General features: G+C 63.0%; 10 protein-coding genes. 5 read left to right on the top strand and 5 right to left on the bottom strand.

Annotated features, from left to right (window positions below; genetic code table 11):
- The first annotated feature begins 122 nt into the window (after window positions 1-122).
- Entirely contained in the window at window positions 123-995 is an 873-nt protein-coding gene (locus tag Q8M13_RS13555) for an SDR family NAD(P)-dependent oxidoreductase (protein ID WP_293492714.1), read from the top strand.
- On the top strand, window positions 877-2,235 hold the full coding sequence (locus tag Q8M13_RS13550) for a TetR/AcrR family transcriptional regulator (RefSeq protein ID WP_305300590.1): 1,359 nt from the start codon (window positions 877-879) through the stop codon (window positions 2,233-2,235). Before Q8M13_RS13555 ends, Q8M13_RS13550 begins: the two co-directional genes overlap by 119 nt.
- Before the next feature lie 106 nt (window positions 2,236-2,341).
- Here the strand turns inward: Q8M13_RS13550 and Q8M13_RS13545 are convergent, their stop codons facing one another.
- The 5 genes from Q8M13_RS13545 to Q8M13_RS13525 form a co-directional block, all read right to left on the bottom strand.
- Window positions 2,342-2,704, bottom strand: a complete 363-nt coding sequence (locus Q8M13_RS13545) for a type II toxin-antitoxin system HigA family antitoxin (protein WP_293492712.1) — start codon at window positions 2,702-2,704, stop codon at window positions 2,342-2,344.
- 26 nt (window positions 2,705-2,730) lie between these two features.
- Window positions 2,731-3,024 carry a type II toxin-antitoxin system HigB family toxin gene (locus Q8M13_RS13540; protein WP_293492711.1) on the bottom strand — a complete coding sequence of 98 codons (294 nt, stop codon included), beginning with the start codon at window positions 3,022-3,024 and terminating at the stop codon, window positions 2,731-2,733.
- Window positions 3,025-3,089: 65 nt separating this feature from the next.
- On the bottom strand, window positions 3,090-4,157 hold the full coding sequence (locus Q8M13_RS13535; protein WP_293492710.1) for a site-specific integrase: 1,068 nt from the start codon (window positions 4,155-4,157) through the stop codon (window positions 3,090-3,092).
- Between the two features lie 290 nt (window positions 4,158-4,447).
- Window positions 4,448-7,852 (bottom strand): exodeoxyribonuclease V subunit beta, encoded by a 3,405-nt coding sequence (locus tag Q8M13_RS13530; RefSeq protein WP_305300500.1) that lies wholly within the window; start codon window positions 7,850-7,852, stop codon window positions 4,448-4,450.
- Entirely contained in the window at window positions 7,852-10,464 is a 2,613-nt protein-coding gene (locus Q8M13_RS13525; RefSeq protein WP_305300499.1) for a PD-(D/E)XK nuclease family protein, read from the bottom strand. Before Q8M13_RS13525 ends, Q8M13_RS13530 begins: the two co-directional genes overlap by 1 nt.
- A 223-nt stretch (window positions 10,465-10,687) precedes the next feature.
- Between Q8M13_RS13525 and Q8M13_RS13520 the strand changes: the two genes are divergently transcribed.
- The 3 genes from Q8M13_RS13520 to Q8M13_RS13510 are packed head-to-tail and all read left to right on the top strand — an operon-like array spanning window position 10,688 to window position 15,819.
- Entirely contained in the window at window positions 10,688-11,578 is an 891-nt protein-coding gene (locus tag Q8M13_RS13520) for a WYL domain-containing protein (protein ID WP_305300498.1), read from the top strand.
- 36 nt (window positions 11,579-11,614) lie between these two features.
- Window positions 11,615-12,073, top strand: a complete 459-nt coding sequence (brxF, locus tag Q8M13_RS13515) for a BREX-3 system P-loop-containing protein BrxF (protein WP_305300497.1) — start codon at window positions 11,615-11,617, stop codon at window positions 12,071-12,073.
- 20 nt (window positions 12,074-12,093) lie between these two features.
- Window positions 12,094-15,819, top strand: a complete 3,726-nt coding sequence (locus tag Q8M13_RS13510) for a DUF6079 family protein (protein WP_305300495.1) — start codon at window positions 12,094-12,096, stop codon at window positions 15,817-15,819.
- The last annotated feature ends 22 nt before the right edge of the window (window positions 15,820-15,841 follow it).

Genomic DNA, 15,841 nt, shown 5'->3' with positions numbered 1-15,841 from the left:
CCTGATATCGGAAAGTCTCTGCTTAGGCCTGTGGCTAGATTATCGCGGCATATTTGAAAGCTCGCCCTATTCGAACGGTGTTCCAACCCTAACCCTCATCCGAAACCCAATGGGAGCGGGATATGGGCAACAGGCTGGCGGGTAAGGTCGCTGTCATCACGGGCGGAGCCTCCGGGATCGGGCTCGGCGCCGTCGAACTCTTTGTGGCGGAGGGCGCAGATGTCATCGTGGCCGACATTCAGGACGACAAGGCGGCCAAGCTTGAGGAGCGCTTTCGCGACAAGCTCCTCTACACCCACTGCGATGTAACGAGCGAGGCCGATCTCGCCCGGGTCATGACCCTCGCGCGGGACGCCTTCGGCGGCCTCGACATCCTTTTCAACAACGCTGGGGTTTCCGATGGCATGCGGTCGCTGGCGACGATAGACGCCGAGCAGTGGAGTTGGATTTTCGATCTTTTGGTGAGGGGGCCTGCTCTCGGCATGAAGCATGCGATCCCCTTCATGCGCGCGCGAGGGGGAGGCTCGATCATCAATACGGCGTCCGTTGCCGGTCTCCAGGCAGGGTTCGGTCCGATCGCCTATTCGAGTGCGAAGGCCAGCGTAATTCACATGAGCCGGCTCGCCGCTGCTCAGCTTTCTCCGCAAGGCATCCGTGTGAACGCCATTTGCCCGGGCCTGACGGCGACCTCGATTTTCGGGACATCTCGCGGCCTTTCACGGGCGGTCGCAGATCAGATGGCCGACATGCTCGCCCACAGCGGTGGCGCTGTGCAGCCGATCGGGCGACCAGGCCTTCCAAGCGACATAGCGGAGGCCGCGCTTTACCTGGCGTCTGACGCTGCGGCGTTCGTGACGGGCGTTCACCTTGTCGTCGATGGCGGCATCACCATCGGCGCTCGCCACAGCTGGGATCCCGACGTCCGCTCGCCGTTCCAGGACCTGCTGGAACCTCAGCAGTCACCTGAGCCCGCGCGGGCCGACGGGATGGCGTGAGACCGACCGCTCGCCGCTCGCTCCACGCGCCAGAATGAGGCAACCTTCCGGCATAGACCGTACGGCGCGGTACCAGATGCGGTACGGCAGCATCCTCGCCGCCGCCAGCAAGGTGTTCGCGCGCAAGGGACAGGACGACTTCAGCCTCGCAGCCGTCGCTCGGGAGATGAAGCTGCATCCTGTCAGCCTGACCTATTACTTCAACAAGAAGGAGGACCTGCTGACGGCGGTGTTGCTGGACGCCGTGGAGCGCTACGAGGAACTCCTGTCGATTGCGCAGGGGGCGCCAACGCCACCAGAGCGTCTGCGCAAGTTCATCGAGGCCTTCTTCATTGCGCGCAGGCGGATCGCTGAGCGCGGTCTGCCACCCCTTCTAGACCTCACAGAATTTCCTGAGCGCGCAGAGGGGCAGGCTGATGTCGCGCAGTCTTCGCGACAGCGCGCGGCCGACCATCTCGCGGCGCTCCTGGGAGATGCCGAGTGGCCTTGGATGTCCGCGCCGCGGCGAGCGTTGCTGTCCGAGCTTACGATTGGACTGCTCGCCTGGAGCGATGCTTGGCTTTGGCAATATGACCCGGAAGACTACCCAAGGGCCGCGGCCGGACTCGCCGATCTGATGCTGAATGGCCTGTCGACCGAACCCTTCTCGTTTCCCGAAGGCCAATTTGCGGACCACCCGCCCGGCGATACGCGCGATCAACTGCTGGCGGCCGCGACGGGATTGATCAACCAAGTAGGCCTGCGCGGCGCATCGGTCGATAAGATCCCCGCCCGGGTCGGCCTGACCAAGGGGTCCCTCTATCATCACCTGGACAGCAAGGACGAAATCATGGCGGCCTGCGCCGAGCGGACCTTGGACCAGGTGAAGGATGCAAATCTGAAGGCCTCAAACTTGATCGACGGCATCGAGCGCGTCGCCATGGCCATGACGACTTTGGCTAGCCGCCAAGCCAAGACTGGGGGTGAAGCACTCCTGGCGCCTGGAACGATCTGGGGAGAGGAGGGCGCTTCTGCACACCGTTCGCGCCGTGTGCACTTGCTGCGGGCGGTTCGGTCGATGTCGGATGTCCTCCTGGAGGGAATGCGCGATGGATCAATCCGCCAAGTGGACCCCAATCTGGCCGGTCACTACCTGCTAAGCGTAGCCGCGCTCGCCAGGCACGCATCCCGGTCAATCAAGACGTCCGAGCTTGGCGATGACTATTTGCGTCCGGCTCTGCAAGGCTTCTTCATCGACTAGCGCCTACCGAAGGATGCTCCGCCGTTCTAACGGGTGAGCGCCAAAACGGTCGAAATCCGGTTGCGGTTTACGCCCCAGGCGCGGCGGAGGGAGGAGGCCCGATGGCTTAGATCAGGGCATCCGCCGGGACGCCCCAATGCGCACGAAGTTGGCGGATATGGTCGAGCGAAAGCGACCGCTTGCCTCTCAGGATTTCTGAGGCTCTCGGCGCGCCGACGATGGCGGCTAGATCGGACTGGGTCTTCCCCTTGGTTTCCATGATCTGGACCAAGGCCTTCGCAGGATCCTGCGGCTCGACCGGATAGTGATCCTCCTCGTACTTCGCCAACAGCAGGCCGAGGACTTCAAACCGATAGGCAGCTTCCGTGTCGGGCTCGGGCTCCTGGTCGAAATAGCTCTCGAACTCGCGGAGGGCCGCATCGTAATCGGCCTCGCTGCGAAGCGGGCGCAGGGTAGTGTCCAAACTCATGCTGGCCTCCTTAAGCCATGCGTTCACTAGATCGACGCGGCGTCGATACGATCGTACTCGGCGTGGGTGCCCACAAACTTCACGAGCACTTGCTTGAAGCGGTAAGACACGCGGACAACGACCCGATAGTTATTCCCGCCGACGTCGAACACGACGCGATTATCAGCCAAGAAATCAGCGGAGCCGAAGCTCTCCCTCACATCCTGGGGCGTCGACCACTGCGCAGCTCGTGTGAGCCTGTACCATGTCGTCAAAGGTCCCCTGGCGTTGGGGTGGCGATTCCAAAACGCCTGCAGCGTCCGCAAGGCGACCACATTCATGTTCAAATCACCTCTAGCGCTTCCCAATTTGGGAAGCAAGACAAATTTCCCATTTCGGGAAGAGCCTAGCCCTGGGCTGCGTATCTCGGCACGAGGTCGTGCAGCGCTTCGGGACGGATGTGGGTGTAGCGCCGCAACATCTTCCAATCCTTGTGCCCGGTGACGAGCGCGACCTGTTGAATCTGAAATCCCGCCTCGAAGAGCCGGCTGGTGCCTTCGTGTCGAAGGTCGTGGAAGTGCAGATCCTGGATGTCCAGTTCCTGGCAACTGCGCGTGAACCTGCTGCTGATCGAGCGGTGATTGAACGGGAAGATCCGGTCATCATCGTTCGTGCGGAGGGAGCGTTGCTCCTCGATCAGGCCCATCGCGTCATAGCCCGAGATGGAGAGTAGGGGGATGCGCTGGTCGTTCCCCTTCTTCTGGCGCGGATCCTTGCGGTCGCGGATCATCAGCATCTTGGTGCGCGTATTGAGATCGCTCCAGGTGACGCGGCAGATTTCCTCCTGACGCATCGCCGTGGCGATCGCGAACTTGACGATCCGGCTCATCGGCATGGTGATGCGGTCATTGGCGTCGAAGTAGGCGATCAGAGCCGCAAGCTCTTCCTCCGTGGGCCGCCGATCGCGTTCGTTGCTCTTGCCCACCAGCCCGAGGCGCGTGAGCGCGACCCTCGCCAGATCGACGGGCTCCACCGCCACCGGCAGGCCATGAACCGCGGCGGCGTGGGTCAGGACCAGGCGAACGACCCCGATGTCCATGCCCACCGTCACTGGGCCGGCGCCTGCTGCGGCCCTCGTCCGGCCGAACTGGATGAGCCGTTCGCGCCCAACCTCCACGAGCTTTAGTTTGCCGAGACTGCGTTTCAGCATCCTGAGCGTCGCGTGCTTGGTGCGCCCAGGCGCGCGTCCCACCTCCGACATATCGTCAATATGGAGGTCGATGAGCTCGCCGAAGGTGCGGATGCGGGCGATGCGAGCATCGAGAGGCGTCTCGCCGCGATCGATCTGCCGCTCGGCGTCCAACGCCCAGCCTTTCGCATCCGCGTGGCGGACAAACGTCTCGCTCAGGGACTGGCCCTTGCGTCGAACCTGCGCGCGCCAGGCGCCGGATTTCTGTTTGCGGATGGAGGCCATTTTGGGGTGCGAATCCGGTGCAGTGAGTTGGCGAAAGGTGGCGAAATCCGTCGTAAAATGGCGTAGAACCGCGGGTCCATCGGCTGTCCTAACACCTTAAGTTATATGGAAAAAAAGAAGCAATTTCAAGCGCATAGACTGTCTTGTGCACCGATGATCGAACGGATCGCCGTACAGGTCCGCGTAGAAAAGTGCGGCGCAGGACGCTCTGAGATCCGAATTGCTACCGCAATGGGAACGACGTTGCCTGCGATCGGCGCTATGCAATAGACACCGGCGCGGTTGCCCGCCTACGCCGCAACCGCGGCGACTGGCGAAGGCATAACGGTGAGGATTTCGCCCGACGTCACGAGGACGATCAGCCCCCGTTCGGTCCCGGTCATATCCAGATAATTCCGGACCTGGGCGCGGTAGTGCTCGATGATCTCTGGGCTTGGGTGAACATCGCTCTTCCAGTCGATGACGACCCGCGGAGTTCCATCAGGCCCAAAACTGAGGGCGTCGGCGATGCCTGCGGTCGCCTGTTCAAGATCATCGACAAACGCCGCGGCGTAGACCGGAAACTCCGGCGCAAGGGTCGGCCGAAGCTCGGCGATTTCGGGCAAGGCGAGGGTGCGCGCCACACAGCCCGCGAGCTCGGCCGGCGAAAGCCCTTGGGCGGGATCATCAACCATCGGCTTGTCGATCGCGGCAATGAGCACCTGCGCGCGTTCGGTCAGAGACGCCAGATCGTCGGGCGTTTCGCCGGTCAGAACCTCCTCGAGAAGCTTGTGCAGGATGAGACCACGTTCGCGTCCGCCCTGGATGCTGGCGGGGGCGGCTTCGCCATAAGGCTGACCTTGGTCGCTTGCTGCCCAGATTTCTGCCGCTTCGGGGGTCACAACAGGCCCGCTGCTGGTTTCGTCGCGGCTCGGCGCTAGCCAGGTCAGGCGACTATGATGGTCTGCGATGGCGGCGGCTTCCGCCGCAAAAGCCTCCCGTGTCTGCAGATTGCTCTGGCCGGTCGGTGCTGCCCCCATGTCCGGCGGGAGATGTGACAGATCGAGCGCCGGAAGCTCGCCGAGCGACAGATCGAGAAGGGAGATCCAGGCTGATTTTGACGGCGCAGCGTCAAGCCGAGGCAGGACAAGCAACTCGCGCGCCCGAGTGGCCGCGACATACCAGAGCCGGATACGTTCGCGATCGAGCTCGGCCTTTTCCGCGTCGCGGGCGTCGTCATACCCGACCGGCCGGACGCCAAAGACCGGGCAATAGAAGATGTCGCTGTCGCGATCGGTCACGGCGCTTTCCGGCGCCATGATCCCCGTCATCGTATTGACGGGCACGACGATCGGCCATTCCAGGCCCTTGGCGGCGTGCATGGTGTAGAGGGCGATGGCTTCTTCCTGAGCGTCGGGTCGTCCTTCAACGGCACGCGATTCGTCAGTCCAGGCCGCCGTCATGGTCTCGGCAAAGGCGCGAAGGCCCCGAACCGCAAAGGCGGAGGTCAGGCTCAGATAGAGATCGACGTTGGCCAGTGCGCGTTCCGCCTGTCCCCGGTGCCGTTCGAGCAGGATCGGGCGTACCCGCATCACATCGACTGCTTGCGACAGGAGGTCGTGCGGCGTGGTGCTGTTGGTCCGACGGTAAAGCGCCTGCAGCTTCTCGATGGTCGCCCGGGCAAGCGCGTGTTCGATGCTGCTGGCATCGACACCGAGATCGAGCCGGGGCAGCGCGTCCGGGTAGTCCTCGGAGCGCGGCAGCGCCCAGATGATGTCGAGAAGCTCTTCCTCGGTCAGGCCGACGAGCGGGCCGCGCAGCAGCGCACCCAAAGCGAGGGTGTCGCGCCGATCGGCAAGGACGCGCGTCAGGGCGATGAGGTCCTGAATTTCCTGGCGGCGAAACAGTCCCTTGCCCGCCTGGGTCGCGACCGGAATGCCGTGCCGTTCGAGCGCCTCTTCATAGCGCCACAGATCGCTGCCGGTAGGGGCGAGCAAGGCGATGTCGCCCGGCCGGCAGACCCGGCTGGCGCCGCTCCGGCGATCGAGGATCATTTCGCTGCCGATCAAGTGGGCGCACATTTCGGCGACCGCTTCGGCTTCGGCGTCACGCTGCTGTTCGGCGGTGGCCTTGCCGTTCTCATCGGCGACCGCGATATCCAGGGCTGCGACACACAGCGCCTCTCCGCGATCAGCGTGGAATGGGTCGAGCGCGGTGAACCCCGGCTGCCCTTCGCTCGACAGCAACGTTTCGAAGCGCTCGTTCACATAAGTGAGAATGGGCGCGCAGGAGCGAAAGTTGGTCGAGATCGACAGGACACTGTCCGGATTCTGCGCGAGAAACGCATCACGCGCCCGCACATAGGCGCTGACGTCAGCGCCGCGGAAACGATAGATCGCCTGCTTGGGATCGCCGACCAGGAACAATGCGCCGGGACGGATTTGAAAAGCCGACCAGTCGGCGGTCGAACCGTCTGCGGGCGGTTCGCCGCAGAGACGCCAGAAGATCTCGGTCTGTAGCGGGTCGGTGTCCTGGAATTCATCGACAAGGACGTGGGCGAAACGCGCCGCCAGCGCCCGGCGAACATCATCATGATCGCGCAGCAAGCCGCGCGCCGCGAAGATCAAGTCGTCGAAATCGAGCAGAGCCGCTGAACGCTTGTGGTCGCGGAAGCGGTGCAGAACCGGCTGCACCTGGGCGATCAGATCCGCGAGCACGCGGCTGGCGACATTCTGGAGCATGGTCTGCCATGCCTCGCAGCACGCCACATAGTGGCCTTCGGCCGCCGTGTTGAGGTGCTCGCCATCAGCCTTCGCCAAGCCCTCGCGCTTGGCCGCATCGACCCATTTGCCCTTCTTCTTGAATGCGGAGAAGGCTCCGCTCTTGGTGCAAAGATCGAGGTGCGGCTGCGATACCAGCAGGCGGACCAGCCCGGCCGGCGTTTCGGCAACGGGAGCCTCATCAAGGGCCTGCGCCATTTCGGCGAACCGCTCGGCGATCGTCGCCGTTTCTTCCTCGACCGCAGGCGCGGTGCGGATGAACTCGGCGAAGGAGTCCGCCGCGGCGAGGAAGGCTTGAAGGTGCGGCGCCAGCGGGGTGACCGCCGCGGCGGACACCGTTCGACGCCGGCGCAGGTTCGCGACGATCTTGTGGATCAGCCCGACGGTCTCACCGGGATTCTGAAGCACCATTTCGGCGATGATACCGCCTTCGCCACCTGAGAGTTGCTCCCGCAGCCAGGTCTCGACGATCTCGATGAAGGCGAGGTCGGCCTGGTTGCGATCCATCACACTGGCGCCCGGATCGATATCAGCCTCGACCGGATAGGGCTTGATCAGGCGCTGGCAGAAGCCGTGGATGGTCGAACAGGTGATCTCGTCGATCGCGGCGCTCGCCGTTGCAAGGTGGGCTTTCTGGGCGTCCGACAGACCGCCAAGCAAGGCGATCCGCAGTTCGGGCGGAATTTGTCCGGCGGAGAGGTCGCTGACGAAGTCGCGCACCCGGATCAGAAGCTCGCTGGCCGCCAGTTCTGTGAACGTCACCGCCGCGATGGATTTGGGCGCGATGCCTTCGGCCAGCATGACCGCGATGCGACCGGCCATGACAGCCGTCTTGCCGGACCCGGCGCCAGCCTCGACCAAGATCGAGCGATCGTGCACGCGGATCGCGTTGCAGCGGGCGGCGTCATCGCGAAGGTCTTTCGTTACAACGGTCATTACTGCGCCTCCCAGACTTGCGCGGCGTCGCCAAACAATTCGGTCGCGGCCGAAAGCTTGCGTTTGCAATAGGTGGCGCCCGCGTTCGCCGGCAGCGCAAAAGCCAGGTCGTCGTAGGTTCCGCCGGTATCCGGTCCGATGAGCGCGTTGCCGGCTGTCAGATTGGTTCGCGCCGCCTGCAGATATCCGGTGATCTCGACCAGTGTGGCTTCGGGATCGTCGAGTTGCAGATCGATCTGGTCGCGCGGGTAGAGCAGGGACGCGCTGATCGAAACATCCGCGCCCAGCAACGCCTTCACGGCGAAGGCGTAGAGGCAGCGTTGCAATTCCCGGCCACCGTCCAGGCGGATGTTGTCCTTGGGTGGCCTGCCGGTCTTGTAGTCGCGGACCAGGACGCGCTTGCCATCGCCTGAAATGTCGAGACGATCGATGAAGCCGGCGATGCGAAACCCGGCGTCGGGGATTTCGACGACGGTGGCCGAATCCCACGGGCTGTCGGCATCCGATTTGACGCTAAGCCCGCCAAACGCCACTTCGCCATAGGACCGGGCGTCCGGCAGATGCTCATCACCATAGGTGAGCGCGCGGCTCGTGAGCAGGCGCGCATCATCGAGCGTCCGGCGCCAGATGACAGCGGGCGGGACGGCGCGTTCACTTTCCCAGACACCCGCAACCTCGACGGCGGCGTTCTGCACCGCCGCTGCGATCTGGTTTTCGTCGGCCTTGGCGAGGCCGCCCGCGGCTTCCAGCTTTTGAAGCGCGAGGTCGAGCGTCATGTGGACGAGGTCGCCCATGGCGAGCGCATCGAGAACCAGGGGGTCGGTCCCGCTCTCGGGCATCCGCAAGCGCATCCCGTATTTCCAGAGGAAGCCGAGCGGGCTTCGCAGAAGGAGCTTGAGCGAACTGGCCGACTGAGTTCGGGCCAGGATGGCCAGCAGGAGAGGATGGTCCGCCCGAACCAGCCCATCGTGCGGCGTGATCTCCTTGCGGTGCCAGTCGCGCCAGCAGGTCGTCGCGCTGATCGCCTGCGGTTCATGCGCAAACTCTTGCGGACGCGCCATCAGCCGGTCGGTCTCGCTGAAAGCATGGGTCGGAACGGCGTTGCGACGGATGTAGGTTTCGCCGGCGTGATCTCCGAGCAGGGAACTGCGCCCGAGGAGCCTGCCTTCGCTATCGCGGCGGGACCGCGACAGAATGATCTGACGCTCTGTGGTCGCGAGAATGGTCTCGAAATCCCGTCGGTCGGCCGCGCCGACCGGGAGCGGATCGAGTTTGACGGTCGGAATGATGTGGTCGGAGATCAGGCGATCTTCCGAAATGCCGCGCGGCCAACGCGCCGAGTTGAGGCCGACGAGGCGAACGAACCGGCGCGGCGACGCAGCCAATGCGCTGGCCGGCATCCAGGCGACAGAGACGCAGGCCTCAAGGCCGTCATCCTGTTTCAAGGTTTCGAGGGTCGCTTCGAGCGATCCGGAGGGGCCGGCCAACAGCGCCTTGCGCCAGATCGCCAGCGCTCGGCCGTTGAGAAGCGCAGCGCCGATTTCCTCGGCGGCGGTGTGGCCCCTGGCGAGGAGGGCGACGATGCCGCGCAGTGTCGCGGTGTGATCCTGCGCGTCGGGCCAGTCAGCCGGTGTCAGGCGATCGAGCAAGCGCGTCCAGGCCGCGGCAGAGGCCAGCGGTGCGTCCGACGGAAGGACGCGCATCCAACCCGCAGGCAAGGTCTGGAACGGGCCTGCGTCCGATCCGCAAAGCGCAGCCAGACGGCGCATACGGGTCTGCGACAGACCCCGGATGAGGATGTCGGCGAGCGCGGCGGCCGCTTGGCCCTCACGCGTTGTCGTGATTTTGATCCCATGAACGAAGTGCAGATCGAGATTGGCGTCGGCGCGAAGTGAGAGGAAATGGTCGTCATATTCGGCCGTCGAGGCGCCTGCGATGGCGATGTCTGCCGGGTCGGCCTCGCCGGACGCCAACAGGCTACGCGCCCAGCGCACGGCTTCAATGGCCTCATGATAGGCCGTGGCCGCGCTGATGGCGTTGATGGCGGGCGTTTGGGGACCCGTCCGGTTGACGGTCACACGCGTTCCTTCCAGCCACGCGGGCGTGGGACGCGGACCCGCCGTCCAGATCACGGGGATATGGGTGGTCAGCGCCTGAAGAAGCGGTCGCCAGCAGGGCGAAAGCTCGGTGATCCCGACGATCTCGACCGGACCGAGCACGGCCTTGGCATGACCAAGGCGCAGACTGGCCGCAGCGACGAGATCGGCCGGGCGCATCATCCCTGGCGGCAGTTGCGCCAGCACCGCGGTTTCAAGCCGCGCGATGGAATCGAGGCGGGGATGGTCCCCTGCGCGCGCCGCCAGGTCGATCCCCGCGCGCCAGGCTTTGTGAATGGTGTCGGCCGACGCATCGACCATCCCAGGAAGCAGTTTGATGTTTTCCAATTCGCCGAGCGGGGTGGACGGCAAGACCGCTTGGATCGCGGCGCGCAAACTCTCATCGTCGATCGGCCTGGCGAAGCCGCCAGCGAGGCGAACCGCCAATTGTTCGAACGACATGATCTGAAGGCCATGCTGGCGTTCGCGAGCGGCGGCGAGTCGCAGTTCGCGCATCGCTAGCCGCCCGTGGGCGATGATCGTATGCCGTCGTGTTGCTTCCATGATCGTGCCCCGCCTTAGATCCCGTCGAATCGCCGCCTTCCGTGGAAGAAGGCAGTGCGCCCTCTGACGGCATGTATTCCGCCTTGACCCAAGCGCTCTTCGCGAATAGTAAATAGATGGGTCGATTAGATATGTCCAGATAGTTTCTATCTGTATCGTGTTGGGAGCGAGCTTTATGGCGCAAGCCGGCGCGGGACTGAAATGGGGCGTGGAGCGGCGGCTCGAATTCATCGAGTTCCGGCTGTTCTGGGATGGCGGCGTCAATCGCGCCGACATTATCGACATGTTCGATGTGTCGGTGCCGCAGGCATCCAAGGATCTCACTCTCTATCAGGAGCGGGCGCCCCATAACGCGATTTATGACAAGAGTGCCAAGCGCTACATTGCGAGCGATCAGTTTCAACCGTGTTTTCTCAAGCCGGATCCGGCCGAGTATCTCAACCAACTACGATCAGTTTCTGAAGGGATACTTGATAGGTCCCATGCCTGGATCGGCCAGTTCCCACCCTATGACACTGCGCCCACCCCCGGCCGTGGTATGAGTGCCGAAACGCTGCGTGCGGTGATCGCCGCTGTTCGGCGGTCAGAAGCGATAGAGGTCAAATATCAGTCCCTTTCTCGGCCTGAGCCGCGGTGGCGCTGGGTGGCCCCTCATGCCATCGGATTCGATGGCTTTCGTTGGCATGTCCGCGCCTTTTGTATGACTGATCAGACGTTCAAGGATTTCCTGCTTTCGCGGATTCTTGAGACGCGCGGAACGCGCCCAAGCGGCGCCACGGCGGATGCCGATGCCGACTGGCACGAACAGATTATTCTCGAGATCGGTCCGCATCCCGAACTTTCGGGTACCCAGAAAAAGGTAATCGCTCTCGATTACGGAATGCACGGAGGCAAGGCGAAGATCCCCGTGCGGAAGGCCCTTCTGTACTACGCGCTTAAGCGGCTGGGTCTCGACACTGATCCCGCAGCGAGGCGCCCCCAGGACCAGCAAATTGTCCTTCTGAACGCCAATGAGCTCCAAGGATCGCGTGCGCCCGAGAGCCCCTTAATGGTCATGGAGGGGTAGCTTTGGTGCAACATATCGAGCGGCCGGGGGCGACGCATGTTTGAGAGACTGAATCGGTTGGTTGACGAAGTCGGCAACCTCAACAGCAAACTGATCCTTCTGGTCGGGCCGCCCCGATCGGGAAAGACCCGATTGTTGAATGCCCTGGCGAAGGGACGGCAGGTGGGTATGGTGAACGTTGGCGCGGCTTTCGGACGCCTGCTGCTGGCACTTCCGGGCCCTCGACGTCATGCCGAGGCGAGCGGCTTCTTCAAGGACTTGGCGGCTGCTAACGCCGCTGATGGACTCGTCCTCCTCGACAATATCGAACTGCTGTTCGATCGCTCCCTTCAACTCAATCCGCTCGATCTGTTGAAGCGCCAAGCACACGTGCGCCGGGTCGTAGCAGCCTGGCCTGGGGAGTTCAGCGGCGGTCGGCTCACCTATGCGACGACCGGACATTCAGAGTATCAGGACTACGGCATCGAGGGCCTGGTCCCGTTTAGAACCGATTGATGGGGGAAAGCGAGTTTTCGATGCGTTACAGCGATCTTATTCAGTTTGAGCCGATCGAGTCGGTAATCCAGCTTCTGGACGCCAATCGTCCGGATGAGGCCAAGAAGCTCGTCACGACCTACGTCATCTCCGATGACATGGCCGAACGGATCAGCAAACAGATCATTCCCCAATTATCTTTCGATGAGTCGGTCGATCACAAGGGCATTCTGATCGTCGGCAACTACGGCACCGGTAAATCGCATCTAATGTCGGTGCTGTCGCTGGTGGCCGAGGATGCGGCCTATGCATCGATGCTCCACCATCCCAAGGTCGCCAAAGCTGCGAGCGTGATCGCCGGCAAGTTCAAGGTCCACCGTATCGAGATCTCAAGCCAGATGTCGTTGCGGGACATTGTCACGCAGCAACTCGAACTCTTTCTGGAGAAACACGGCGTCACTTACAGCTTCCCGCCGGCCGACAAGGTGATCAACAACAAGGCCGCGTTCGAGGAGATGATGGCGGCCTTCGCCGATGTTCATCCGAACCACGGCGTGCTGCTCGTCGCTGACGAGTTCCTCGAGTATCTCCGCTCCCGCAGGGACCACGACCTGGTTCTCGACCTCTCGTTCCTCCGGGAGATCGGCGAGGTGTCGAAGCATCTGCGCTTCCGTTTCGTCGCCGGCGTTCAGGAAGCGATCTTCGACAGCAGCCGTTTTCAGCACGTGGCGGACAGCCTGCGTAGGGTGAAGGACCGCTTCACTCAGGTGTTGCTGGCGCGGCAGGATGTCAGCTTCGTCGTCGCCGAGAGGCTGCTCAAGAAGTCGGCTGACCAGCAAAACAAGATCCGAACCTATCTCACGCCGTTCGCCAAATTCTACGACTCGATGAACGAGCGGATGGACGAGTATGTCAGGCTCTTCCCTGTGCATCCCGACTACATAGGCACCTTCGAGCGCCTCATCTTCACCGAAAAGCGCGGCGCGCTGGTGACGCTGCGGGACCAGATCCAGGCCATCCTCAATGATCAGGTGCCGACCGACCGGCCCGGCCTGATCGGCTATGACAAGTTCTGGGACACGGTGACGTCGAACTCGGTCTTGCGTGCTGATCCGAACATCGGCCCTGTTCTCAAGGTCTCGGAGGTTTTAGCCGAGCGGGTGCAAAAGGCCTTCACGCGTCCCGCGTACAAGCCGATGGCGCTGCGCATCATCAACGGTCTCTCCGTGCATCGGCTGACGACAGGCGGTGACATCTACGTTCCGATTGGCCCGTCCGCCGAGGAGCTGCGTGACACGCTGTGCCTCTATCAACCGGGGATCGAGGACATGGGCGGCGAGCCGGCAGCCGATCTCCTCTCGCTCGTGCAGACCGTGCTGCGCGAGACGATCAAGACAGTAAATGGGCAGTTCATATCGAAGGCGCAGGATACCGAGCAGTACTTTCTCGATCTGAAGAAGGACGTCGACTATGACGCCCAGATCGAGAAGCGCGCCGAAGCCTTATCGGACGATGCGCTCGATCGCGCTTATTACGGCGCGATCCGCCAGCTGATGGAGCGCACGGACGAAACCGCCTACGTCACCGGTCACCAGATCTGGCAGTATCAGATCGAGTGGCAGGATCGTCGCGTCGACCGCAACGGCTATCTGTTCTTCGGCGCACCCAACGACCGGCCCACGGCGCAACCCGAGCGCGATTTCTATATCTACTTCATCCAGCCGTTCGAGCCGCCGCGGTTCCGCGACGAAACCAAGCCGGACGAGGTCTTTTTCCGGTTGAAGGGTCTGGATGACGCCATCAAGCGTCACCTGTCCTTCTATGCGGCCGCTCAGGATCTCGCGTCGACCGCCAGTGGCGGTGCCAAGTCCATTTATCTGGACAAGGCCAAGGACGCCTTGCGCGACATGAGCAAGTGGCTGCAGGAAAAGCAGATGACCGCATATGAGGTCACCTACCAGGGCAAGACGAAGACCCTGCAGGAGTGGACCAAGGGCATCTCGCTCCGCGATAAGGCTCGTCTCGGACCGGAGGAGCGGATCAACTTCCGCGATGTCGTGAACGTAATCTCCGGCCTGGCGCTCAACAATCAGTTCGCCGAGGTTTCGCCCGAATATCCGACATTCTCGGTGCTCGTCACGGAGTCCAACCGCGGGCAGCTCTTGGGCAACGCGCTGAAGGCGCTGGCTGGCGGCACGCGGACCAAGGACGCTGTGGCAATCCTTGATGCTTTGGAGATGCTCGACGGCGATCGCGTCGATCCCACTCGGTCCCGCTTTGCCCAGGAGGTTCTGTCCCGCCTGAAAGCCAAGGGGCACGGCCAGGTCCTGAACCGCAGCGAGCTGCTGAGCGGGCCGACGGACGTCGAATATTTCGCGCCCGTCAAGTTCCGCCTTGAGCCGGACCTGCTGGTGACTGTGTTGGGCGGGCTCGTCTATTCCGGCGATGTTGTTCTGGCCATCACCGGCGACAAGGTCGACTCCGGCAAGATAGCGCTGCTGGCCGAGCGGTCGCTGGACGAGCTAAAGCAGTTCAAGCACGTCGAGGCCCCCAAGGAGATCAACGTCGCCGTCCTGCGTTCCCTGTTCGAGCTGCTGGGGCTCTCCCCGGGGCTGGCGCAACTGGCGACCCAGGGTTCCGAGGAGCCCGTGAAGCAGCTGATCGAAGCTGTCGGCGGGCTCGTGCGGCGTGTGCTCCACGCCACTACCGATACGCAAAGCAGGCTGAGCTTCTGGGGCCAGCCGCTGCTGCGCGAGGACGAGGTGCGCGAATGGCGCGGCCGGCTGGACGCCTTGAAGGCCTTCACCGAAAGCCTGTCGCCCTACAACACGGTGGGGAAACTCAAGAACCTGCGCATCAGCTCGGAAGATATCGAGGCGCAGAAGAAGAACCTCGAAACCCTGACCGCTGTCGAGCGGATGCTGGAGCTTGTCGCCGAACTGGGCGGCACGGCGAGCTACCTGTCGCAGGCCGAGATGGTCCTCTCGCCTGATCACCCGTGGGTGAAGCAGGCGGAAGCCGCCCGGAAAGAGGTCTTCGATAAGCTGTCGAAAGACCGGACCGCTCAGCAGGGGGGCGAATATCGTCAGACGCTTGCCCGGCTGAAGAAGGATTACGTCACAGCGTATATCGGCCAGCACAGCAAGGCGCGCTTGGGTGTCGCGGAGGACAAGACGAAGGCGTCGCTGAGGAAGGATCCGCGGCTTGTGGCGATGCGCGCGCTGGCCGGGATCTCGCTAATGCCCACCAGTCAGCTGACGAGCTTCGACGACAAGCTGGGCAAGCTGAAGAGCTGCGCCGCGCTGGTGGAGTCCGAGCTTTCCGCCGGTCCGGTCTGTCCCCACTGCCAGTACCGGCCTTCCAACGAGCAGGGCGATCTGTTGCCCGCCGCCAATGTGCTCAAGCAGCTCGACGAGGAGCTCGACAAGCTGCTCGAAAACTGGGTTCAGACGCTGGTTGAAAATCTCGAAGACCCGATCATCCAGTCGAACTTCGAACTCCTCAAGGCATCGTCTCGAACGATCGTGACGGGCTTCGCAGAGAAGAAGGCGCTCCCGGACATCGTGACGCCGGAGTTCGTCACCGCCGTCCAGGAAGCACTGTCGGGTCTCGAGAAGATCAGCGTAACGGGTGACGACATCAAGAAGGCGCTGCTGCAAGGCGGCTCACCGGCGACGCCCGACGATCTGCGCAAACGCTTCGAAACACTCCTGAACGACCGCTGCAAGGGCAAGGACACCAGCAAGCTTCGCTTCGTCGTGGAGTGAGCCGCCCGACCGATCCTTGCTC

It is taken from the genome of Phenylobacterium sp. (assembly GCF_030681155.1).
Classification (GTDB): domain Bacteria; phylum Pseudomonadota; class Alphaproteobacteria; order Caulobacterales; family Caulobacteraceae; genus Phenylobacterium.
The sequence above is the reverse complement of the archived record's forward strand: the minus strand, read 5'-3'. Positions and strand labels throughout refer to the sequence as shown.

Coding starts and splice junctions, on each gene's coding strand:
- Q8M13_RS13555 (WP_293492714.1), top strand. CDS start 123: ATGGGCAACAGGCTGGCGGGTAAGGTCGCTGTCATCACGGGCGGAGCC.
- Q8M13_RS13550 (WP_305300590.1), top strand. CDS start 877: ATGGCGGCATCACCATCGGCGCTCGCCACAGCTGGGATCCCGACGTCC.
- Q8M13_RS13545 (WP_293492712.1), bottom strand. CDS start 2,704: ATGAGTTTGGACACTACCCTGCGCCCGCTTCGCAGCGAGGCCGATTAC.
- Q8M13_RS13540 (WP_293492711.1), bottom strand. CDS start 3,024: ATGAATGTGGTCGCCTTGCGGACGCTGCAGGCGTTTTGGAATCGCCAC.
- Q8M13_RS13535 (WP_293492710.1), bottom strand. CDS start 4,157: ATGGCCTCCATCCGCAAACAGAAATCCGGCGCCTGGCGCGCGCAGGTT.
- Q8M13_RS13530 (WP_305300500.1), bottom strand. CDS start 7,852: ATGACCGTTGTAACGAAAGACCTTCGCGATGACGCCGCCCGCTGCAAC.
- Q8M13_RS13525 (WP_305300499.1), bottom strand. CDS start 10,464: ATGCGCGAACTGCGACTCGCCGCCGCTCGCGAACGCCAGCATGGCCTT.
- Q8M13_RS13520 (WP_305300498.1), top strand. CDS start 10,688: ATGGCGCAAGCCGGCGCGGGACTGAAATGGGGCGTGGAGCGGCGGCTC.
- brxF (WP_305300497.1), top strand. CDS start 11,615: ATGTTTGAGAGACTGAATCGGTTGGTTGACGAAGTCGGCAACCTCAAC.
- Q8M13_RS13510 (WP_305300495.1), top strand. CDS start 12,094: ATGCGTTACAGCGATCTTATTCAGTTTGAGCCGATCGAGTCGGTAATC.